The sequence below is a fragment of the Nocardioides sp. P86 genome (assembly GCF_023712465.1).
GTDB classification, from domain to species: domain Bacteria; phylum Actinomycetota; class Actinomycetes; order Propionibacteriales; family Nocardioidaceae; genus Nocardioides; species Nocardioides kribbensis.
The window spans coordinates 725,801-746,983 of sequence record NZ_JAMAYE010000002.1 but is presented as its reverse complement, the minus strand read 5'-3'; the positions used below and the strand labels follow the sequence as shown (position 1 = coordinate 746,983).

General features: G+C 74.7%; 21 protein-coding genes and 1 tRNA gene. 16 read left to right on the top strand and 6 right to left on the bottom strand.

The features are described from left to right. Positions 1–444: 444 nt before the first annotated feature. A complete protein-coding gene (locus M3673_RS11035) occupies positions 445–1,437 on the bottom strand; it encodes a hypothetical protein (RefSeq protein WP_251533672.1) in 993 nt (330 codons plus the stop codon). 85 nt (positions 1,438–1,522) lie between these two features. Between M3673_RS11035 and M3673_RS11030 the strand changes: the two genes are divergently transcribed. The 3 genes from M3673_RS11030 to M3673_RS11020 are packed head-to-tail and all read left to right on the top strand — an operon-like array spanning position 1,523 to position 3,997. Further along, on the top strand, positions 1,523–2,338 hold the full coding sequence (locus tag M3673_RS11030; protein WP_193661183.1) for an enoyl-CoA hydratase/isomerase family protein: 816 nt from the start codon (positions 1,523–1,525) through the stop codon (positions 2,336–2,338). A gap of 2 nt (positions 2,339–2,340) precedes the next feature. Continuing rightward, on the top strand, positions 2,341–3,414 hold the full coding sequence (locus M3673_RS11025) for a PHP domain-containing protein (protein ID WP_251533670.1): 1,074 nt from the start codon (positions 2,341–2,343) through the stop codon (positions 3,412–3,414). Positions 3,415–3,424: 10 nt separating this feature from the next. Further along, positions 3,425–3,997 carry a M48 family metallopeptidase gene (locus M3673_RS11020; protein ID WP_056864016.1) on the top strand — a complete coding sequence of 191 codons (573 nt, stop codon included), beginning with the start codon at positions 3,425–3,427 and terminating at the stop codon, positions 3,995–3,997. Here the strand turns inward: M3673_RS11020 and M3673_RS11015 are convergent. Next, on the bottom strand, positions 3,925–4,584 hold the full coding sequence (locus M3673_RS11015; protein WP_251533669.1) for an NUDIX hydrolase: 660 nt from the start codon (positions 4,582–4,584) through the stop codon (positions 3,925–3,927). The genes M3673_RS11020 and M3673_RS11015 overlap by 73 nt on opposite strands. Continuing rightward, positions 4,581–6,092, bottom strand: a complete 1,512-nt coding sequence (locus tag M3673_RS11010; RefSeq protein ID WP_251533668.1) for a zinc-dependent metalloprotease — start codon at positions 6,090–6,092, stop codon at positions 4,581–4,583. The genes M3673_RS11015 and M3673_RS11010 overlap by 4 nt, the downstream gene beginning before the upstream one ends. A gap of 67 nt (positions 6,093–6,159) precedes the next feature. Between M3673_RS11010 and M3673_RS11005 the strand changes: the two genes are divergently transcribed. The 9 genes from M3673_RS11005 (at position 6,160) to ctlX (ending at position 15,380) form a co-directional block, all read left to right on the top strand. After that, positions 6,160–6,588: a molybdenum cofactor biosynthesis protein MoaE gene (locus M3673_RS11005; RefSeq protein ID WP_056864017.1), complete on the top strand. Its 429-nt coding sequence runs from the start codon at positions 6,160–6,162 to the stop codon at positions 6,586–6,588. Positions 6,589–6,670: 82 nt separating this feature from the next. Further along, a complete protein-coding gene (locus M3673_RS11000; protein WP_056864018.1) occupies positions 6,671–6,943 on the top strand; it encodes a hypothetical protein in 273 nt (90 codons plus the stop codon). A gap of 93 nt (positions 6,944–7,036) precedes the next feature. Beyond that, positions 7,037–8,110, top strand: a complete 1,074-nt coding sequence (locus M3673_RS10995; RefSeq protein WP_056903771.1) for a PDZ domain-containing protein — start codon at positions 7,037–7,039, stop codon at positions 8,108–8,110. Beyond that, entirely contained in the window at positions 8,100–8,825 is a 726-nt protein-coding gene (locus M3673_RS10990) for a PPA1309 family protein (protein ID WP_251533666.1), read from the top strand. Before M3673_RS10995 ends, M3673_RS10990 begins: the two co-directional genes overlap by 11 nt. Beyond that, positions 8,822–11,878: a UPF0182 family protein gene (locus M3673_RS10985; protein WP_251533664.1), complete on the top strand. Its 3,057-nt coding sequence runs from the start codon at positions 8,822–8,824 to the stop codon at positions 11,876–11,878. The genes M3673_RS10990 and M3673_RS10985 overlap by 4 nt, the downstream gene beginning before the upstream one ends. 95 nt (positions 11,879–11,973) lie before the next feature. Continuing rightward, positions 11,974–12,047 (top strand) — tRNA-Met (locus M3673_RS10980). Between the two features lie 85 nt (positions 12,048–12,132). Next, a complete protein-coding gene (locus tag M3673_RS10975; RefSeq protein ID WP_251533661.1) occupies positions 12,133–13,185 on the top strand; it encodes a hypothetical protein in 1,053 nt (350 codons plus the stop codon). Between the two features lie 76 nt (positions 13,186–13,261). Beyond that, on the top strand, positions 13,262–14,173 hold the full coding sequence (locus M3673_RS10970; RefSeq protein ID WP_193661173.1) for an NAD(P)-dependent oxidoreductase: 912 nt from the start codon (positions 13,262–13,264) through the stop codon (positions 14,171–14,173). A gap of 178 nt (positions 14,174–14,351) precedes the next feature. Beyond that, on the top strand, positions 14,352–15,380 hold the full coding sequence (gene ctlX / locus M3673_RS10965) for a citrulline utilization hydrolase CtlX (RefSeq protein WP_056864033.1): 1,029 nt from the start codon (positions 14,352–14,354) through the stop codon (positions 15,378–15,380). 7 nt (positions 15,381–15,387) lie between these two features. Here the strand turns inward: ctlX and M3673_RS10960 are convergent, their stop codons facing one another. Together M3673_RS10960 and M3673_RS10955 are read right to left on the bottom strand one after the other, a co-directional pair. Beyond that, positions 15,388–15,951: a cysteine dioxygenase family protein gene (locus M3673_RS10960; protein ID WP_251533660.1), complete on the bottom strand. Its 564-nt coding sequence runs from the start codon at positions 15,949–15,951 to the stop codon at positions 15,388–15,390. After that, positions 15,948–17,000, bottom strand: a complete 1,053-nt coding sequence (locus M3673_RS10955; RefSeq protein ID WP_251533659.1) for an amidohydrolase — start codon at positions 16,998–17,000, stop codon at positions 15,948–15,950. The genes M3673_RS10960 and M3673_RS10955 overlap by 4 nt, the downstream gene beginning before the upstream one ends. A gap of 114 nt (positions 17,001–17,114) precedes the next feature. Here M3673_RS10955 and M3673_RS10950 point away from each other — a divergent pair, with 114 nt between their 5' ends. From M3673_RS10950 to M3673_RS10935, 4 genes are all read left to right on the top strand, one after another. After that, on the top strand, positions 17,115–18,134 hold the full coding sequence (locus M3673_RS10950) for an LLM class flavin-dependent oxidoreductase (protein WP_251533658.1): 1,020 nt from the start codon (positions 17,115–17,117) through the stop codon (positions 18,132–18,134). 104 nt (positions 18,135–18,238) lie between these two features. Next, entirely contained in the window at positions 18,239–18,775 is a 537-nt protein-coding gene (locus M3673_RS10945) for a hypothetical protein (RefSeq protein WP_251533657.1), read from the top strand. A gap of 81 nt (positions 18,776–18,856) precedes the next feature. Then, complete coding sequence (locus M3673_RS10940) at positions 18,857–19,405, top strand: RNA polymerase sigma factor (RefSeq protein WP_056864037.1); 549 nt, start codon at positions 18,857–18,859, stop codon at positions 19,403–19,405. Next, positions 19,402–20,466, top strand: coding sequence for a hypothetical protein (locus tag M3673_RS10935; protein WP_251533656.1), 1,065 nt, complete (start codon positions 19,402–19,404; stop codon positions 20,464–20,466). The genes M3673_RS10940 and M3673_RS10935 overlap by 4 nt, the downstream gene beginning before the upstream one ends. Positions 20,467–20,470: 4 nt before the next feature. Here M3673_RS10935 and M3673_RS10930 read toward each other — a convergent pair whose 3' ends face one another. Further along, complete coding sequence (locus M3673_RS10930; protein WP_251533655.1) at positions 20,471–21,151, bottom strand: haloacid dehalogenase type II; 681 nt, start codon at positions 21,149–21,151, stop codon at positions 20,471–20,473. Positions 21,152–21,183 lie beyond the last annotated feature (32 nt).

Here is a 21,183-nt window from a genome sequence, read left to right as displayed (position 1 = left end):
GTCGTCTCCCGCCACTCACCGCACGTTCGGTCACCGCGAGCGCCGGCCCCGCCGCGCGGAGCTGGGTTACGTCCCCGTCGGCCGGCCGGCCTGAGAAGTGGCGGGATACGACCGGTCGAGGGCGCCCGGGGGTGTCGTCTCCCGCCACTTGCCGCACGTCCGGTCACCGCGAGCGCCGCCAGCGCCGGCCCCGCCGCGCGGGGCTGTGTCCCGTCGCCGGCCGGCCGGCCCGAGAAGTGGCGGCGTATGACGGGTCGAGGGCGCCCGGGGGTGTCGTCTCCCGCCACTTGGCGCACGTTCGGTCACCGCGAGCGCCGCCAGCGCCGGCCCCGGCACGCGGTCGCGACAGGCGTGCCCGGCCGAGTCGCCTGTGACGTGGCGGCGTACGACCGGTCGAGGGCCGCCGACGGTGCCGTCTCCCGCCACTCACCGACGCCGTCCCGGTCAGCCCACCTGCGCGCCGTCCCAGGAGCAGCCGCACCGCGGGTGCCGCAGCCAGCGCCGGCTCCGGCAGGAGAGCAGTTCGTCGACCTCGACCGTGGTCGACCACGTCGACGGCGTGCCGCCGTCGAGGTAGGTGACGACGTCGCGCACGGCCCACGACACCGCGAGGTGCAGCAGGGCCGGGTCGAGCGGGGCGACCGGCGCCGGCGCGGCGGCGACCTGCTCGAGCACGAGCCCGCGCCGGGGGTCATGCTCGGCCCGGGCGGCGTCGACGCACCGCAGGCAGGCGGTGACCCCCGGCTCCACGAAGGGGCCCACGACGACGCCGGCGGGACCACCGACGACGAGCAGGTGCGGCTGCGCCTCCTGCAGGAGGGGGTCGAGACCGGCCCGGGCCGGGGGGCCCGCGCTGAGGCGGATCACGACGTCGGGTCTGCTCGCCGGGGCTCGTGCGGCGCGCGTCCGTCGGGCCCGGCCCCCGCCGGCTCCCCGGCCCCCGCCGGCTCCCCGGCCCCCGCCGGCTCCCCGGCCCTCGCCGGGGTCGGCGACTCCTGCCCCCGCCTCGCGCAGCAGTCGCACGGCGAGGTCGGTGGCCGCCACCGGCACGGTGTCGCCGCCCTCGACCGCCACCACGGCCTCCGAGCGCCGCTGCAGCAGCAGCGCCGCGGCGTCGCCGTGGGCCGCGAACGCCGCGGCCACGGCCCCGGGATCCGCGGTGCCGGCGCCGGCGGCGTCGAGCAGGTCGGCGTCCACGACCAGGCCCGCCCCGACCAGGGCGGTCAGCGCGCGCACGCCCTCGGGCGTCGTGGGGGTCGGCGGGGTGCGGTCGCGCAGGGCGGCGAGGAGCCGGCGTACGTCGGGGTGGTCGGGGAGCACGACCCGCCGTGGCTCGTCGAGACCGACCTGGAGGCGGCCGGCCTCACGGGTCGCGACGACCAGGCCGGGCAGGAGCGTGGGCCGGGCGGCCGGGGGAGAGGTCGTGTGGGAGTGCACGTGGCGCTCCTACCCCGCTCGGCCCGGTCGGCCGGCGCTCGTCCACAGGCTCCGCGCGGGCGCGTCGGCCGCTATGTTCGGGGCCATGACCGACCTCACCTCGGACCAGCCCGCGACCTACGAGCACCTGCGCGTGGAGCGCCCGCGCGAGGGCGTCGCCCTGCTGGTGCTCGACAACCCCGAGCAGCGCAACGCCATGACCGAGGAGATGACGGCCTCGTGGGTGCGCGCGGTCGACGACCTCGCCGGTGACGCGTCGCTGCGCGCGGTGGTCGTCACGGGGGAGGGCTCGGCCTTCACCTCCGGCGGGGTCACCAGCTGGCTGGCCAGCGAGCCGGAGGCCGGCGTCGACCGCCACCGCACCCGGATGATGGCCTTCTACCGCGCCTGGCTCTCGATCCGGCGCCTGGAGGTGCCCACCTTCGCCGCGGTCAACGGCCCGGCCATCGGTGCCGGGCTCTGCCTGGCCCTCGCCTGCGACGTGCGGTGGGCCGCCCGCGGGGCGCGGATGGGCGTGCCCTTCCTCAAGCTCGGGCTGCACCCGGGCATGGCCGGCACCTGGCTGCTGCCCGACGTCGTCGGTCCGGCCGCTGCTCGCGACCTCTTCCTCACCGGGCGCCTGGTCGAGGGCGACGAGGCGCTGCGACTCGGCCTGGTCTCGCGGGTGGTGGAGCAGGAGACGTTCCTGGAGGAGGTGCTGGACGCCGCGGCCGGCGTGGCGGCCTCCGCCCCGGTGGCCGCGCGGCTGACCACCCTGGCCCTGCGCGGCGGCCACGCCGACCTCGAGCACGCCCTGCAGTGGGAGGCGCTGGCCCAGCCGGTCACCATGGCCACCGAGGACCTCCAGGAGGGCATCCGCGCCGTCCAGGAGAAGCGGCGCCCGCACTTCCAGGGTCGCTGAGCATGGCCGAGCACCCCGCCGGGACCGACGACGAGGCCTACGCCGACGGCCCGGTCGCGGCCCTGCGCCGCATCGCCTTCCTGCTCGAGCGGGGCCGGGAGGACACCTACAAGGTCAAGGCCTACCGCGGGGCCGTGGCCACGCTGCTCACGATGGACGACGACGAGGTCGCCCGGGCCGTCGACGAGGGCACGCTCACCGACCTGCCCGGCATCGGCTCCAGCACCGCCGCGGTGGTCTCCGACGCCGTGCGCGGGGTCCGGCCGGAGCGGCTGGCGCGGCTGGAGGCCGAGCACGCGGGACCGCTGGCGACGGGCGGGCAGGAGCTGCGCGCGCTGCTGCGCGGCGACCTGCACTCCCACTCCGACTGGTCCGACGGCGGCTCGCCGATCGAGGAGATGGCCTTCACCGCCATCGAGCTGGGCCACGAGTACCAGGTGCTGACCGACCACTCGCCGCGGCTGAAGGTGGCCCGCGGCCTCAGCGCGGAGCGGCTGGCCCGACAGCTCGACGTGGTCGACGCGGTCAACGACCACCTCGGGGGGCCCGCCGGCGGCTTCACGCTGCTCAAGGGCATCGAGGTCGACATCCTCGACGACGGCTCGCTCGACCAGACCGACGCGATGCTGGCGCGCCTCGACGTACGCGTGGCCAGCGTGCACTCCAAGCTGGCCATGGACGGCGACGCGATGACCCGACGCATGGTGGCGGCGGTCGGCCAGCGCTGGACCAACGTGCTCGGCCACTGCACCGGCCGGCTGGTGACCGGCGGGCGGGGGACCCGCAAGGAGTCGCAGTTCGACGCCCGGGCGGTCTTCGAGGCCTGCGCCGAGCACGACGTCGCGGTCGAGATCAACTCCCGCCCGGAGCGCCGCGACCCGCCGACCCGGCTGCTGGAGCTGGCCCGCGACACCGGCTGCCTCTTCTCCATCGACAGCGACGCCCACGCCCCGGGCCAGCTCGACTTCCTCGACCACGGCGCCGAGCGCGCCGAGGCCGCCGGGATCGACCCCGAGCGGATCGTGACGACCTGGCCCCGGGAGCGCCTCCTCGCCTGGGCGGGCGCCAAGGCTTAACTTGTCGTCCATGTCACCGCCGCCGACGAGCGACCCCGCGGGCTCGCGGGCGCGCCCCGACGTGGAGGTACGCCGCTCGACGCGGCGCCGGCGCACGGTCTCGGCCTACCGCGACGGCGACCGGATCGTCGTGCTCGTGCCCGACACCCTCTCGCCCAGCGAGGAGGCCGAGTGGGTGGAGACCATGCTGGCCCGCCTCGAGCGCGCCGAGCGCCGCCGCCTGCCCAGCGACGAGGAGCTGCGGACCCGGGCGGTGTCGCTCAACGACCGCTACCTCGGCGGCATGGCCGTGCCCGACACGGTGCGGTGGGTGGAGAACCAGAGCTCGCGCTGGGGCTCCTGCACGCCGGGCGACCGCTCGATCCGGCTCTCGGCGCGGCTGCAGGGGATGCCGGCGTGGGTCATCGACTACGTGCTGGTACACGAGCTGGCCCACCTGCTGGAGCCCGGCCACGACGCCCGCTTCTGGGCGTGGGTCGACCGCTACCCCCAGGCCGAGCGGGCCAAGGGCTACCTGCTGGGCTGGTCGGCCGCGGCGCGGGTCGAGCCGCCCGCCGACGGCAGCGCCGACGGCGTCGACTGACCCGCCTGGTCCGACCGACCCGACGGGCCGGCCCGGTGCAGGGCGCGGGCTACGAGGGCCGCGATGTCGGGGTCCGGTCGCCCGTCGGGGCCCGACGGCAGCGCGTCGACCGGCCACCAGCGCAGGTCGAGCGACTCCTCGCTGACCGCGACCTGCGCGCCGGGGGCGGCCACGGCGACGAAGCGCACGTCGAGGTGGTGCACGAGCACCCCGTCGCGCGGGCCGCAGAACGGCACGGGGTGCTCGCTCAGCTCCACCGGCACCGGGTCGAGGGACAGGTCGCCCAGCCCCGACTCCTCGGTGGCCTCGCGCCGCGCGGCGCCGGCCAGCGTGGTGTCACCGGGCTCGCAGTGGCCGCCGAGCTGGAACCACTCCTGGGCCTTGGCGTGCAGCGTGAGCAGCACGTGGGCGCGGTCGTGGTCGAGCACGAGCGTGCTGGCCGTGAGGTGGTCGGGCCGGCAGCCGCGCTCCAGACCGTCGGGGTGGGCGCGCAGGTGGGCGACGTAGCGCACCCGCAGCGCCTCCTGGGCGGCGTCGGGCGCCGCCCAGGCCTCGAGGGCCGCGAGCGCGTCGGCGTGCAGGCTCACGCCGGGGTCGGGCCCTCACCGGGCTGGTCACCGGGCTGGTCACCGTCCGGCAGGTCGCCGTCGAGGAGCTTGGCCAGCTCGGCGTCGAAGTCCGACTCGCTGATCTCGGCCGGGGCGGCGGCGCCCTCGCGGAAGCCCAGCGGGTCGTCGAGGTCGGCAGCGCTCGGCAGCAGGTCGGGGTGCATCCACACCCCGTCGCGGGCCTCGGTGCCCTGACGCGTGCGCAGCGAGCCCCACAGGGTGGAGGCGTCGCGCAGCCGGCGCGGGCGCAGCTCGAGGCCGACCAGCGAGGCGAAGGTGTCCTCGGCCGGGCCGCCGGCCGCGCGGCGGCGGCGTACGGCCTCCTGCATCTTGGCCGCGGCGGGCATGCGCTCGGCGGTGGCCTGCCCGACGACCTCGTCGACCCAGCCCTCGACGAGGGCCAGCGTCGTCTCCAGGCGCAGCAGCGCGGCCTCCTGGGCGGGGGACTTGGGCATGTCGAAGAGTCCGCCCTCGAGCAGGCGCTGCATCGACTCGGGGTCGGTGGGGTCGACGCCGCGCATCTGCTCCTCGATGCGGCTCTGGATCGCCTCGGCGTTGATCTCGATGCCGCGGGCGTAGGCGGTGACGGCGCCGAGCAGGTGCTCGCGCAGCCATGGCACGTGGGCGAAGAGCCGCTGGTGGGCGGCCTCGCGCAGCGCGAGGTAGAGCAGGACGTCGTCGGTGCTGACGTCGAGGCCGGCGGCGAAGGCCTCCACGTTGGCCGGCACGAGGGCGGCGCGCCCGGCGGCACCCAGGGGCAGGCCGACGTCGGAGGCGGTGAGCACCTCGGAGGCCAGCGCGCCCAGGCCGGAGCCGACCTGGCTGGCGAGCATGACGCCCACGGCCTTGCCGATGATCCCGAGGAGGGGGCCGGACGCCGCGCGGGCCTCCTCGGGCAGGGCGGAGCCCAGCGAGTCGACGGTCTGCTTGGCGACCGGCTCGACGAGCACCTTCCACACCTCGACGGTGCCCACCAGCCACTCCGCGCGGCTCCAGGCGGCGGTCGAAGTGACGCCGGAGGGGAAGGCGGTCGTGTCGTCCAGCCAGTGGTCGGCCAGGCGCACGGCGTCGGCCACGGCGTCCTTCTGGCGCTGCGTGGGCGAGGGGTCGGGCTGCTGCGCGACGGCCTTGCGGGCGGTGTCGAGGGCGACGTCCCAGTTCAGCGGGCCGTCGTAGGGCTGCATCATGGCCTGGATCTGGCCGAAGAGCTGGTTGAGGTCGGGCATGCCGCCGGGGCCGCCCATGCCGGGGAACCCGCCGGGGAACCCCGGGAAGCCGCCGGCCCCGCCCGCGCCGCCACCGCTCGCTCCGGAGCCACCGGTGCCGAAGCCGAACCCGAAGCCGCCGGGCGTGGCGCCGCCGCCCCCGCCCATCCCGCCGAGCTGGTTGAAGAACTGCTCGAACGGCGTGCCCTTGAACGGGTTCTGACCGCTGTCGTCAGGGCCGTTCCCGGAGTCGTTCGGGGTGTCGCCGGAGTCGTTGCTCATGGCCCCACGGTACGCCGTGAGCCCCAACCCGCCGGCGGTGAGGAGGACAGTGAGTAGGGTCGCGTCCATGGCTCACCCCGCCGTCCGCCTGGCCGCCCTGCGCGAGGACCCGCTCGACGTCACCGAGGTGCTCGACGCCCTCGACGACCCGACCTCGGGGGGCCTGACCCTCTTCGTGGGCCGCGTGCGCGACCACGACCACGGCGCGGGTGTCGTCGGACTCGACTACAGCGCCCACCCCACCGCCCTGGCGCGGCTCGAGGCGGTCTGCGAGCAGGTCGCCGCCGACCACGACGTCCAGGCCGTGGCGGCGGTGCACCGCACCGGGTCGCTGGCCATCGGCGACATCGCCGTCGTCGTGGCCACGGTCGCCGCCCACCGCGGCGACGCCTTCACGGCCTCACGGGCGCTGATCGACACGCTGAAGGCGGAGGTGCCGATCTGGAAGCACCAGCGCTTCGTCGACGGCACCGACGAGTGGGTCGGCACCCCCTGAGCGGTGCCCGGGCGACCACTGCCCGAGCCGGCGCCCGGCGTTTCGGCGCCGCCGCGGCCCGCGGGCGACCTACCCTGCACAGGTGGAGATCCTGCTCTGGCTGGCGCCTGCCGCCGTCGTCGCCGTCCTGGCCATGGCCTGGGTCGGCTGGGTGGGTCGCGAGCCGCGTGAGCAGGTCGACCGCGAGGCCGCCCTCGAGCGCATGGCCGGCGCGCTGGCCCGGCCCGACCGCGCCGGCTACGCCGCCCCCGCCCCGGAGCGCGACCGGAGCACCGGCATCGCCGTGCGCCCCTCGCGCGCGCCCCGCGGGCCCGCGGCCTCGCAGCGCCCCGGCGAGTCGCGCCGGGCGTCCTGACCCGAGCGCCCGACCGACCGGGTGGTCCGCCCTGGCTCGCGGCACGCGAGCCGGTGGGCGGGACGGTTGGTGAGCAATGAGACAGTTGGCGCCATGACCCAGCGCTCCATCGCCGCGCTCATCGCCGCGCCGCTGGTCCTCGCGCTGTTCCTCGTGACCTCGCTGGTGCGGCTGCCGTTCGGCACCTACGCCCCCGGCACCACCGTCGACGTGCTCGCCCAGCCCGAGGGCAACGAGACGATCCAGGTGCGCGGCGCCAAGACCTACCGCGACACCGGCCAGCTGCGCATGACCACCGTCTCGGTCTCGGCCGCCGCGCCTCCGGGCCAGACCGGCGGGTCGAGCCTCTTCACGCTGCTGCGGGCCTGGGCCGACCCCGAGGACGCCGTCTACCCCTACGACTTCATCCACCCCGACGACGAGAGCGCCGAGGAGGACCAGCAGCAGGGCGCCATCTCGATGGTGACCTCCCAGGACGTCGCCACCGCCGTGGCCCTGGAGAAGCTCGGCTACGACGTCGAGCGCGCCGTGAAGGTCTACTTCGTCGACGAGGGCACCCCCGCCGAGGGCGTGCTCGAGCCGCTGGACATCATCCGCAGCGTCGGCGGGGAGCCGGTGCGCACCCCGCGTCAGCTCGTCGCCGCCGTCTCCGGCGCCGAGGCCGGCGAGCCGCTGGCCGTCGTCATCGAGCGCGACGGCCGGCGCCGCGAGGTGAGCATCACCCCGGAGGAGGTCGAGGGCCAGCCGCGCATCGGCGTCGTGCCCGGCGAGGGCTACCGCTTCCCCTTCGAGGTCTCGGTGGCCATCGACCCCAAGATCGGCGGCCCCAGCGCCGGCCTGGTCTTCAGCCTGGGCATCTACGACACCCTCACCGAGGGCTCCCTGACCGGAGGGGAGGTCATCGCCGGCACCGGCACCGTCGCCCTCGACGGCTCGGTGGGCCCCATCGGCGGGATCCAGCAGAAGATCGCCGGCGCCGCCGACGACGGCGCCACCCTCTTCCTCGTGCCCCCGGACAACTGCGAGGAGGCCCTCGGCGCCGACGTCGACGGCATCCGGCTGCTGCGCGCCGACACCTTCGACTCCACCCTCGCGGCGATCCAGGACTGGGTCGAGGACCCCGACGCCGCCCTTCCCAGCTGTGAGGACGTGCCCGATGACGCCTGAGGACCCCCTTCCCGGTGGTGACGTTCCCGGTGGCGACCTTCCCGGCGACGACCTGCTCGACGACCTGAGCGACCTCGACGTCGACCCCGCGCTGGCCGCCGCCGTGCTGGAGATCGAGCAGCACGTCGCCACCATCGGCTGGGACCAGCCGGCGCATCTCTTCGCCCTCGTCGACACCGGCCAGCTGGTCGAGCACGAGCCGGCGCTGGCCGCGGCCATGGGCCTCGACGCCTCCACCGAGCAGGGCTCGCTGACCGCGATCGAGCAGGATCAGCTGCGCCCCGACCAGCTGCTCGAGCAGGTGCTCGAGACCATCGTGTGGCCCGCCGACGTGGCCGGCTGCGCCGCGGTCGTCGAGCGCTTCGTGCTGCCGCCGGGCGCCGATGCCGACGTGCCGTCCGACCCCGACGCGGCGGCCGAGTTCGCCCGGACCCACCCGGAGCGCCAGGAGCTGCGCATCGCCGCGGGGGTGACCCGGCACGGGTCGGCGTACTGCGCGATGCGCTTCCGCAGCCACGACGACGACTCCAAGGTGGTCGGGGGAGCCGACCTCGTGCCCGCACTCGTCGAGCTGCTGGCCGCCACGCTCCTCGAGGACCCCGGCGAACCGGGCGCCGACCCGGCCCCGGGCTCCGCCCCGGACCCGGCCGACACCAGCAGCGACACGAGTACCGACATGAGCAACGACCGCAGTGACGAGAGGGACCCACGGTGAGTGAGACGTACGACGAGGAGCAGCAGGGCTCCCCGCCGCCCAGGCCACGGAGTCGATCGCGCGCGCTGGTGATCACCGGCGCGGTGCTGGTGGTGGCGTTCTTCGCGCTGACCGCCTTCGCCAGCTTCTACACCGAGCGGCTGTGGTTCGGCTCGGTCGGCTACACCTCGGTGTTCACCACCGTGCTGTGGACCCGGGTCGGCATGTTCGCGGTCTTCGGGCTGCTCATGGCGCTCGTGGTCTGCGTCAACGTGGTGATCGCCTTCCGCACCCGCCCGCTCTTCGTGAGCATGCCCGACCAGAACGGCCTCGACCGCTACCGCGAGGCCGTCAACCCGATCCGGCGCTGGCTCGTGCTGGCCGTCGGCGCGGTGCTGCTCGTCTTCGCCGGCACCTCGGGCGCGGGGCAGTGGCGCACCTTCATGCTGTGGCGCAACGGCGGCGAGTTCGGCTACGACGACGAGCACTTCGGCCGCGACGCCGGCTTCTTCGTCTTCGACCTGCCGTGGCTGCACTACCTCGTCGACTTCGCGATGGCGACCTTCGTGGTCGCCCTGCTCGCCGCGGCGCTGACGCACTACCTCTACGGCGGCATCCGCCTGCAGGTGCCCAGCGAGCGTCTCACCGGCGCGGCCCAGGCCCAGCTCTCGGTGCTCCTCGGGCTCTTCGTGCTGGCGAAGGCGGGCGACTACTACCTCGACCGCTTCGACCTGGCCACCGACGCCGGCGGGCTGATCACCGGCATCACCTACACCGACGCCAACGCCGTGCTGCCGGCCAAGAACATCCTCATCGGCATCTCGGTGATCTGCGCGGTGCTGTTCTTCCTCAACGTGTGGCGCCGCACCTGGACGCTGCCGTCGGTGGGTATCGCGCTGCTCGCGCTGTCGGCGGTGCTGCTGGGCATCATCTGGCCCGGCATCGTCCAGCAGTTCCAGGTCAACCCCTCCGAGGCCGACCGCGAGGAGGAGTACATCCAGGCCAACATCGACGCCACGCGCACGGCGTACGACCTGGAGGACGTGCAGACCACCGAGTACCAGAGCACCGCCACCGCCGACGAGGGCAACTTCTCGCAGGTCAACGGCCAGGTCACCTCGGTGCCGCTCATCGACCCGCGGCTGGTGCGCGACACCTTCGAGCAGACCCAGCAGGGTCGCGCCTACTACTCGGTGGCGCCCGTGCTCGACGTCGACCGCTACGAGATCGACGGCGTCGACCGCGCGCTCGTGCTCGGCGTGCGCGAGCTCGACCAGTCCGGCATCCCGGCCGGCGACCGCAACTGGTCGAACCTCCACACCACCTACACCCACGGCAACGGCCTGATCGCCGCCTTCGCCAACCAGCGCACCGCCACCAACGCACCCGTCGCGGCCAGCGAGGACAACGACGGCGGCATCGTGTGGGCCGAGGGCAACCAGGCCGGCCAGGACACGCTGTCCAACCTCGGCGACGAGGGCTACGAGAGCCGGATCTACTTCGGCGAGCAGAGCCCCGACTACTCGGTGGTCGGCAAGGCCGACGCCGACGACGCCGACGTCGAGCTGGGCCTGGCCAACGACAGCGAGACCGACCAGCGCACCACCTACGACGGCGACGGCGGCGTCGACATCGGCAACACCTTCGACCAGCTGATGTTCGCGGTGAAGTACGGCGAGCCGAACTTCCTGCTCTCGGGCCGGGTCAACGAGAACTCCAAGGTGCTCTACGACCGCAACCCCAGCGAGCGGGTCCAGAAGGTCGCCCCCTGGCTGACCATCGACAGCGACGCCTACCCGGCGCTGATCGACGGCCGGGTGCAGTGGATCGTCGACGGCTACACGACCACCGACCGGTTCCCCGGTGCGGAGAAGGAGTCGTTCGCCACGATGATCGACGACTCCCTCCAGGACAACGTGGGCCTGCAGCCGATCCCCACCGACGAGATCAACTACATGCGCAACGCGGTCAAGGCCACCGTCGACGCCTACGACGGCACCGTGACGCTCTACGAGTGGGACACCGAGGACCCGATCCTGCGGGCCTGGGAGGGCGCCTTCCCGGGCACCGTCCAGCCCTACGACTCGATCTCTGACGAGCTCATGGAGCACCTGCGCTACCCCGAGGACCTGTTCAAGGTCCAGCGCTACCAGTTCGCCCGCTACCACGTCACCGAGGCCAACGACTGGTACCAGGGCAACGACCGCTGGGAGGTGCCGGAGGACCCCAACTCCGCCTCCACCAGCCTGCAGCCGCCCTACCGGCTCTTCGCCAACCAGGACGGAAGCACCACCAGCGAGGGGGAGTGGTCGCTGACCTCGGTCTTCGTGCCCTTCGAGCGCAACAACCTCGCCTCGTTCATGTCGGTGGACTCCGACGCGACGTCGGACACCTACGGCCAGCTCAGCGTGCTGGAGCTGCAGGACCAGACGACGCCCGGACCCGGGCTGATCGCCAACGAGTTCGCCCAGGACGAGGGCGTGCGCGACGCGCTGCTGCCCTACTCCCAGGGCACCTCCGACCCGATCTTCGGCAACCTGCTCACGCTGCCGGTGGAGGACGGCCTGATCTACATCGAGCCGGTCTACGCCGTGCGCTCGGCGTCGAGCTCGGGCTACCCGATCTTGCAGTTCGTGCTGGTCTCCTACGGCGACGAGGTCGGCGTCGGTCGCAGTCTCACCGACGCGCTCCAGGTCGCCCTCGGCGTCGACGACACCGAGCTGCCCGACCCGGTCGACCCCGGCGGCAACGGGGGCGGCGGCAACGGTGGTGGCAACGGCGGCGGGGAGGACCTCACCGTCGACCAGCAGATCGCCCAGCTGCTCGACCAGGCCCAGGAGGCCTTCGACGCCGCCGACGCCGCGCTGGCCGAGCAGGACCTCGCGGAGTACCAGGCGCAGAACCAGGAGGCCCAGGACCTCATCAGCCAGGCCATCACCCTGGCCGAGTCGCGCCCCGGCGGCGTGGGCGGCTCCGACAGCTCCGACAGCTCCGACGGGGGCGACACCGCGGGCGACGAGCCCTCGGCCGACGCCTCGGCGAGCCCGTCGGAGAGCGCCTCGCCGACCTCCTGAGGCAGCACCAGCAGCACCCGATCGGGGCCCGGACGACGTCGTCCGGGCCCCGATTTGTGCCTCCCGGGCGACGTCTGTAATGTTCTGTTCACCGGCGCGGGGTGGAGCAGCTCGGTAGCTCGCTGGGCTCATAACCCAGAGGTCGCAGGTTCAAATCCTGCCCCCGCTACAACGCCAAGAGGCCCTCACAGTCCGCTGTGAGGGCCTCTTGCTGTCTGCGGACCTTCCGTCCCGGGGCGTGCGACCATGACGAGGTGGAGTTCCGCCTCAAAGCCCTCGGGGTCGTCGGGTCGGCCCTGCTCCTCGCGGGGTGCGGCACGTCGACGGGTGCGACGTACGCGCCGCCCTTCGAGCTGCCGGTGGGGCCGAGCACCTGGGACGCCACGGCGCCCTCCTGGCTGCTCCACGGCACGCTGCACGTGGGGGAGAGCAGCGTGCGGCTCGGGCGGCGGGTCGACCAGTACGTGCTGGGCGCGACGGGCGCCTACTGGATGCGCGGGTCGACGCTGATGTTCACCAGCGCGGAGGGCGCGACCGAGCGCGTCGAGGACGTCGGCTGGGGCAACCTCGCGGTGTCGGCGGACCGGTCGGTCCTCGCCACCGTGGACCAGTCGCGCGGACCCACCGACGACTACGGCACCCACGTGCTGCAGGTCGCCGCCTTCGACACCCGCACCGGCGAGCAGCTCTACCGCACGCCCGACGAGGAGCCCGACGACCGCGCCGACCTCGCCCAGCGCTACAGCGAGACCATGCCGCTGCTGCACGGGGCGAGCGACGACGCGCTCTTCTACGACGAGGTCACCATCGACCTGGCTGACGGCTCGACCACCGAGGCCGGCAACGACGCCGAGGGCGTGACCGAGTACGCCGGACTCGCCGAGACGCTCTTCGCCGACGGCTACCACGTCGGGTTGCGGGGCCGGGGCGACCACCGACGGGTCGCGGCGACCACGGCCTACGGCTCAGGTCGGCTCTCGCCCGTCCGCAGCACCCTCTTCGACGTCACCTACTCGCGGGCCGACGCGGTCGCCTACGACGCCGACACCGGTGAGCGGCGCACCATCGACGCTCCCTGGCGCCACTTCTCGCTGATGGTCTTCAGCGACGACGACACCTTCTTCGGCCTCGCGCAGCGGATCCGCCTCCGCCACGTGGTCGACTCGGTGCGGGCCCAGCAGGTCGTCTCCTGCGAGATGCCGACGCTGCAGTGCACACCGGTCAGCCCGGTCGTGCGCACCAATGACGCGACAGCGGGCCGCTGGCCGACCTTCCTCACCGAGGGCGGCACGGGCGGCCAGGGGTGAGCGGTCTTGGGCCAGCGGCGGGTCTGGCCCCTTGGGGTGGGCGGCCGGTGCGGCCCCGGGTGGTTGGGTGGGAGGCATGCGCATCTTCTTCACCGGCGGCAGCGGCAAGGCCGGACACCACGTGGCCCCTTACCTCGCGGCCCAGGGCCACCAGGTCACCAACGCCGACCTCACCCCGCTCGGGCACCCCGACGTCACTGACCTGCGGGTCGACCTCACCGACGCGGGGGAGACCTACTCCGCGATGGCCGGCGTGCCGACGCAGGCCGACTTCGACGACCCCGACCTCGACCTGACCCGCGGCTCGGCCTACGACGCGGTGGTGCACTACGCGGCGATCCCGGCGCCGATGATCCGCGCCGACGCCGCGACGTACGAGATCAACGTGCTCAGCACCTACCACGTGCTCGAGGCCGCGACCCGGCTCGGCATCCGCAAGGTCATCTTCGCCTCCTCGGAGACGACGTACGGGATCTGCTTCGCCCAGGGCGAGCGCAAGCCGCTCTATGTGCCCGTCGACGAGGAGCACCCGGTCGTGCCGGAGGACTCCTACGCCATGTCGAAGGTCTCCGGCGAGGTCACCGCGCGCTCCTTCCACGCCCGCAGCGGCGCCGACATCTACGGCCTGCGCATCAACAACGTCATCGAGCCCCACGAGTACGCCGAGATGTTCCCGGCCTTCCTCGAGGACCCCGCGCTGCGCCGGCGCAACGTCTTCGCCTACATCGACACCCGCGACCTGGGCCAGATGACCCAGCGCTGCCTGGAGACCGACGGGCTCGGCTTCGAGGTCTTCAACGTCGCCAACGCCGACATGTCGGTCGCCGCGACCACCGACGAGGTGATCGAGCGCTTCTACGCCGGTGTCGAGGTGCGCAAGGAGATGGGCCGCGACGAGACCTTCTACTCCATCGACAAGGCCCGCCGGATGCTCGGCTACGAGCCGGAGCACTCCTGGCGCGACGTGCTCGACGACCCGCGCGCCTGAGGCCGGGCGGCCGCGCCGGCAGGGGTCACCTCGGCACCTGTCGGCCCGGACCCGCACCTGTCGGCCCGTGCGTGGGCCGACAGGTGCGGGTTTCGCCGGTCGGCTGGCGAAACCCGCGGCCGCGCGGCCCCACCCTGGATGCCGCAGGGGTCCGGCGGGTGGCCTAGATTGCGGCCCTGTGAGTGCTCAAGCCCCGTCCGCAGTCATCCTGGTCCGCGCCGCGAAGTTCCTGCCCAACCCGGCGACGGCGGCCGACAACGCCTTCCAGTCCGAGGCCCCCGAGGGCGAGCCCGACGAGGTGATCTCGGCCCGGGCCGTGGCCGAGATGGACGCGGTGGCCGACGCGCTGCGCGGGGCCGGGGTGCGGGTGCACGTCTTCGAGGACGACGACCACACCCGACCCGACAGCGTCTTCCCCAACAACTGGCTCTCCACCCACGCCGGCGGCGTGGTGGGGGTCTACCCGATGTACGCCTCCAACCGTCGTCACGAGCGGCGCTCCGACGTGCTGGAGATGCTGAAGTCGAGCTACCGGGTGCAGACGATCATCGACTACTCCGGCCTCGAGCCCGACGGCATCTTCCTCGAGGGCACCGGCGCGATGGTGCTCGACCACGTCTCGCGGGTGGCCTACACCGCGGTCAGCCACCGCGCCGACACCCACGTGCTCGAGCGCTTCTGCACCGACTTCGGCTACGAGCCGATGGCCTTCGACGCCGTGGACTCCGCGGGCGTGCCGGTCTACCACACCAACGTCATCGCCTGCATCGGCACCGACGTGGCCCTCATCGCGCTGGAGATGATCCCCGACGTCGCGCGCCGCGAGCAGGTGCGCGAGCGGCTCACGGTCAACGGCCGGCGCGTGGTGGAGCTGACCGAGGAGCAGGTCAGGGAGTTCGCCGGCAACGCCGTCGAGCTGTGCGGTCGCACCCCCGAGGGCCGGCGGCGCTACGTGATGGCCATGTCGGCGCGGGCGCGGCGCAGCCTGCGTCCCGAGCAGGTCGCGGCGATCGAGGAGTCCTGCGAGATCGTCGCGGTCGACATCCCGACCATCGAGCTGGCCGGCGGGTCGGTGCGCTGCATGATCGCCGGGGTCCACCTCGACCGCCGCCCGCCCGGGGTGGAGACCGAGCCGACCGCCGCGGTCGAGGCGATCGACGAGGACCCCCACACCGCCGACGGCCGCGACGTGGCCGGTGACGCCTGAGCCGGTCTCACTCCAGGGGGCGCAGCTCCTCGGCGTAGGACAGCGACACCCGGCGCAGGACGCCGGCGTCGCTCACGGCGTACTGCCCCATGCGCCACAGCGGCGGGCTGTAGGCGTGCACCGAGACCGAGCCGCGCTCGGCGCCGTTGAGCCGGTGGATGTGGTCGGGGCCGAAGGAGAAGACCCGCCCGGCGCCGACGCGCGTCTCCAGGGCGCCGGCGGCAAGGGTGAGGTTGTTCTCGACCAGCTCGCCGCTGACCACCGCGACCGCGCCGGAGGAGGTGTCGTGGTCGTGCCAGCCGGTGTCGTTGTCGGGGGTCCAGCACAGCAGCCACACGTCGACGTGGGCGTCGCGGTGCAGGGAGGCGAAGACCCGCTCGTCGTCGTCGAAGCCCACCAGGTGGGCCCACGAGGCGGGGTCGGCGGCGATCCCCGCGGCCAGGCGGGCCAGCTCCTCGGGCGTCAGGTCGCGCCCGGGGAGGTCGCCCAGCGCGAGCGGGTCGCGCACGACGTCGGGGATCGCGGCGGCGTCCTGGGCGGGCAGCGGCCGGTCGGTCGGCAGTGCGGTCATGACGGGCCCTCCTGGGGTCGGTGGTGGCGGGGGTCGGGATCGGGGGCGGCCTCGGCGGCCGCGGCGGGAGCATGCGGGCCGAGCAGGCGCCGCGGGTTGACGACGCGTACGGCGTGGGTGGCCGCCTCGCCCAGCAGGTGGGCCAGGGGCTCGGCGTAGGGCCGGTCGGAGCCGAGCACCAGCGTGTCGACGCCCAGCGCGCGCACCACCGCGTCGAGCGCACGCGGGCCGTAGGAGGAGGTGTCGACGAAGAGGTCGGGGTCGACCGGGGCGGGGTCCCCGCCGCGCGCGGCGTGGCGCTCGTGGTGCAGCGGCGCGAGACCCGCGGCGGCGGCGAGCACGACGCGCAGCCCGGGGTGCCGGGCGCGCACGCCGGCCGCGTGCCAGGCCCACCACGCGGCGTGCAGCTGGGCGGTGTAGTCGACCACCGGGGCCCACCAGCCCGGCGCGTCGGCGGGGGAGGCCGCGACCGGGCCGGGGTGGACCAGCACCGGCCGGTCGGCCGCCGCGGCCACCGCGAGCACGTCGCCGAGACGGTCCCAGCCCCGCGGGGTGCCCAGCGACGTCGCCGGCAGCTGCACCCCGACGCACCCGCCGACGAACCCGCCGACGGACCCGCCGACGGACCCGCCCGGGTGGGGAGCCAGCCGGGCGGCGAGGTCCTCGAGGTCGGGGTCGACGTCGGCGAGCGAGGCCCACGCGGCGAAGTGGCCGGGCAGGGCGGCGGCCCCGTCGTGCCACGCGGCGAGCAGCTCGTCGGCCTCGGGCCGTGGCAGCGACTCGACGCCCAGCGGCGCGGAGAGCGACACGCAGGCCAGGCCGATGCCCGCGGCCCGGTCGGCCGCGACCCGGCCCGCCACGTCGTGGTCCGCGGCGCGCACGTCGTACGGCGCCTCGGTGGCGGTGTGGAGGGTCCAGCCGCGCAGGTAGGGCGGGCGGGAGCGGGCGCGGAGCCGGTCGAGGAGGGGCTCGGGCCACAGGTGCTGGTGCACGTCGACGGCCGCCGGCACGGCGCTGTTCGGCGCGGCCGGGCGCTGGACTGGGGGCACGACGACTCCTCGGGCGGGTGGGCGACCCAAAGTAGACCAGATGACTCGACTTAAGGGGAGGTGGTCCGCGTGTCGGTCGGGAACAGGGCGCCCGCCCGAGTCGTTGAAAGTTGCATGAAGAAGATCGGGTTCCTGTCCTTCGGTCACTGGACGCCCTCGCCGCAGTCGCAGACGCGGTCGGCCTCCGACGTGCTGCTGCAGTCCATCGACCTCGCCGTGGCCGCCGAGGAGCTCGGCGCCGACGGCGCCTACTTCCGGGTGCACCACTTCGCCCGCCAGCTCGCCTCGCCCTTCCCGCTGCTGGCCGCCGTGGGCGCGCGCACCAGCCGCATCGAGATCGGCACCGGCGTCATCGACATGCGCTACGAGAACCCGCTCTACATGGCCGAGGACGCCGGCTCCGCCGACCTCATCTCCGGCGGCAGGCTCCAGCTCGGGGTGAGCCGCGGCTCACCGGAGCAGGTCGTCGACGGCTACCGCTACTTCGGCTACCAGCCCCGCGAGGGCCAGGACCACGCCGACCTGGCCCGTGAGCACACCGCCGTGCTGCTCAAGGTGCTCGAGGGGGAGGGCTTCGCCGAGCCCAACCCGCGACCGATGTTCCCCAACCCGCCCGGGCTGCTGCGCCTGGAGCCCCACTCCGAGGGGCTGCGCGAGCGCATCTGGTGGGGCGCCGGCACCCGCCAGACCGCCGAGTGGACCGCGCAGCAGGGCATGAACCTGATGAGCTCGACCCTGCTCAGCGAGGACACCGGCGTGCCCTTCCACGAGCTCCAGGCCGAGCAGATCGAGCGCTTCCGCAAGGCGTGGGCCGACGCGGGCCACGACCGCACCCCGCGTGTCTCGGTGAGCCGCAGCATCTTCCCGGTCGTCTCCGACCTCGATCGTGCCTACTTCGGCGGCCAGGGCTCCGGCGGCGACCAGGTCGGCTTCCTCGACGGCGGCAAGGCGCGCTTCGGCAAGACCTACGCCGGGGAGCCCGACCGGCTGGTCGAGGAGCTGGCCCGCGACGAGGCGGTCGCGGCCGCCGACACGCTGCTGCTCACGATCCCCAACCAGCTCGGCGTCGACTACTGCGCCCACGTGCTCGACACGCTGCTCACCGAGGTCGCCCCCGCGCTCGGCTGGCGCTGAGACGACGGGGAGACGGGCCCCGGCGGGGCCGGGGTGGCGTGGGAACCGACCCGGGAGCGGCCGCGTCGGAGAGGCTGGCGACCACGCCCTACTCGAGGAGAGCGATGACCCGCACCCGCGCCACCGTCCCCCGTCCGATCGCGGCCCTGGCCGCCCTCGCCGCCGCCGGCCTGCTGGCCGGGTGCGGCGACGGCGGGGGCGAGCAGGCGACCGACCCGGCGCCGGCCCCGTCGGCGACCTCCGGCGCGTCGTCGGGCCCGGGCGAGGTGCCCGAGCAGGTCCCCGAGCAGGTCCCCGAGCAGGTCGAGGTCGACGCGCCCCCGGCCGGTGAGCTCGACCCGGAGCTGACCCTCGACGGCGACGCCCTGGTGCTCACGACCTACGGCAGCAGCGGCTGCCCGGCCGAGGTCACCGCCGTGCGCGCGCTCGACTCCGACACCCTGGAGGTCGACGTCGACGCCACGGTGCCGAAGGGGCAGCTGTGCACCGCCGACCTCGGACCGAACCCGAGCCCGCTCGAGCTGCCCGAGGGCGTCGCGGCCGCCGCCGTGGTCGATGCCGTCGTGACCACCGTCGAAGACGCCGGCAGCAGCACGGTGCTGGTGACCCTCGGCGCCGGCGCGCCGGCGCCGGGGGAGTAGGACCGCCGCGCCTCTCAACCTTTCCGGGGGTCGGGGCGTAGGAAGGTCGTGAGGACAGCGACCGACGAGGCGGGGAGGCCCGTGGACCCCGTGGATGCCGTGGAGCCCGTGCACGGGGCCGGCTTCGCCCTGCTCTTCCACGCCGAGGCCCGCCGCCTGGTGCGTCTCGCGGCCCTGCTGGGCGCCGAGGACCCGGAGGACGTCGTGCAGGAGGCCTTCTGCCGCGTCTACGCCTGCCGCGCCCGGCTCCACGACGACGACCGGCTGCGCGCCTACCTCAAGCGTGCCGTCGTCAACGAGGTGCGCGACCGCCACCGGCACCGCCAGGTCGTCCGTCGCGACCGGCACCTCGTCGCCACGCGTGAGGTCGCCGCCGACCCCCTCGGCGTCGCCGAGCGCGACGAGGTCGTCCGCGCGATCGCCGCCCTCCCGCACCGCCAGCGCGAGGCCCTGGTGCTGCGCTTCTGGCTCGACCTGCCGCTGGCCGAGGTCGCCGAGACCATGGGCACGCGGCTCGGGACGGCGAAGTCGCACGTCTCCCGCGCCCTCGCGGCGGTCGAGGCCCACCTGCGGGCCGACTCGCACGACGGCGCAGCCACCCCCGAGGACCACGACGGAGGCCGCCGATGAGCACCGAGGACCGGGTGCGCGGCGCGCTCGAGCGCGCCGCCGAGGCCCGCGACGTCGACGTCGCCGCCCTCCACGCAGCCGTCAGGGACGAGCTGACCCGACGCGAGCGTGCCCGGCGCACGCCGCGCCGGGCCGCGCGGACCCGGGTGACCTGGGTGGCCGGACTGTCGGGCGTCGGGCTGGCCGGGGCGCTGGGTGCGGCGCTGCTGGCCGGCCTGCCCGTGCTGCCCGGCGACGCCGACCGGGGTGTCGACCCCGGCGAGCGCCCCGCCGGGCGCGGGGGTGTGGCCGAGGGCTTCGCCTGCCCCGCGCAGGAGAGCGTCGACCTGGGACCCGGCAGCGCCGACGACTCCTTCCTGCCCGAGCTCACCGACGACCTCCGTCCCGCCGGCGAGGCGACCGCGGCGCCCCGGTGGGAGGTGGCCGAGGGTCCGGACGGCACCACCCTGCTCCGCCTCGGCGACGCCGGCGGCGCCCTGGCCAGCGTGGTGACCTTCCGTGCCTCGGGCTCCGGCTTCCGGCCGGTCTCCGTGGAGCGGTGCGTCGACGTGGGCGACGGCTCGCGGCTGCTCACCCCCGGTCTGCCCGACTCGCCCGGCCTGCTCAGCGCGGCCGACGTGGGGGAGGGGGCGGTGAGGGTGGTCGACCGTGCCAGCTACGACACCGTGGGGCTGGTGAAGCGGCACACGGTGTGGGCCGTGCCCTGCGGCCGGAGCGTCTGCCTGGTCGCGGGCAGCAGGGGCGACACGATCACCCGCTCACGGCTGCGCTCCGACGACCCCACCCCGCTCGACCGCACCTCGCAGCTCAGCGACCCCGACGACGTGGTCGGGCGGGCCTCGGCGCAGCGCCTGGTCGTGGTCTACGACGGCCAGGGTGCGGTGACCGGCGTGACGTGGCGAGACCGCGCGGGCGCGACCACGACGGTCGACCCGGTGCGGGCGGCGACGTGGCCGGGAGTCCTCTACGTGTTCCTCGCCCCGACCGACGACCTCGCCGCCGTCACCGTGTCCTCACCCGACGGCGACGTCGTGCACCCCGCGGGGAGCGTCGAGCCGTGAGGCCTCAGCGCGCCCGCAGGTGGTCGGCCAGGTCCACCAGCGAGGTGACGGTGAGGTCGGCGGGAGCGGCGTACGCCGGGTAGCGCGAGCCGCGCCGGTCGACCCACGCCGTGCGCAGGCCCGCGCGCCGGGCGCCGTCGACGTCCCACGGGTGGACCGCCGCGAGCAGGGCCTCGCCGGCGTCGCTGACACCGCAGGCGTCGAGAGCGTGCCCGTAGGCGCGGCGGTCGGGCTTCCAGGCGGGGGCGTCGTCGACCGACAGCGTGCGCTCGACCAGATGGGCCACACCGGCGCGCCCGAGCAGGGCCTCGGCGGTCGCGGCGGGGCCGTTGCTCAGGGTGACGACCCGGGTGCCGAGGGCGGTGAGGGCGCGGATCCCGTCGGCCACGTCGGGGTGCGGCGGGAGTCCGCGCACCGCCTCCAGCACCTGCTCGGCCGTCGCGTCGGGGTCGGCGACCCGGCCGTGGGCGCGCACCAGCAGCGACTCGCGGGCCAGCTCACCGAACGACGGGTGCGCCCCGGCGGCGGTGAGGGCGAAGGCGTCGCGCAGCAGGCCCGCGAACCACGGCTCGGCCTCGTGCTCCTGCAGCCCGGCCGCGGCGAACGCCGCGCCGAGCGGGGAGAGGTCGGACAGCGTCTCGTTGACGTCGAGGACCACGAGGGCGGGGAGCGGGGGGAGGGACACCGGGGTCTCCTGGGTCACGTGGCGGGTCGGGT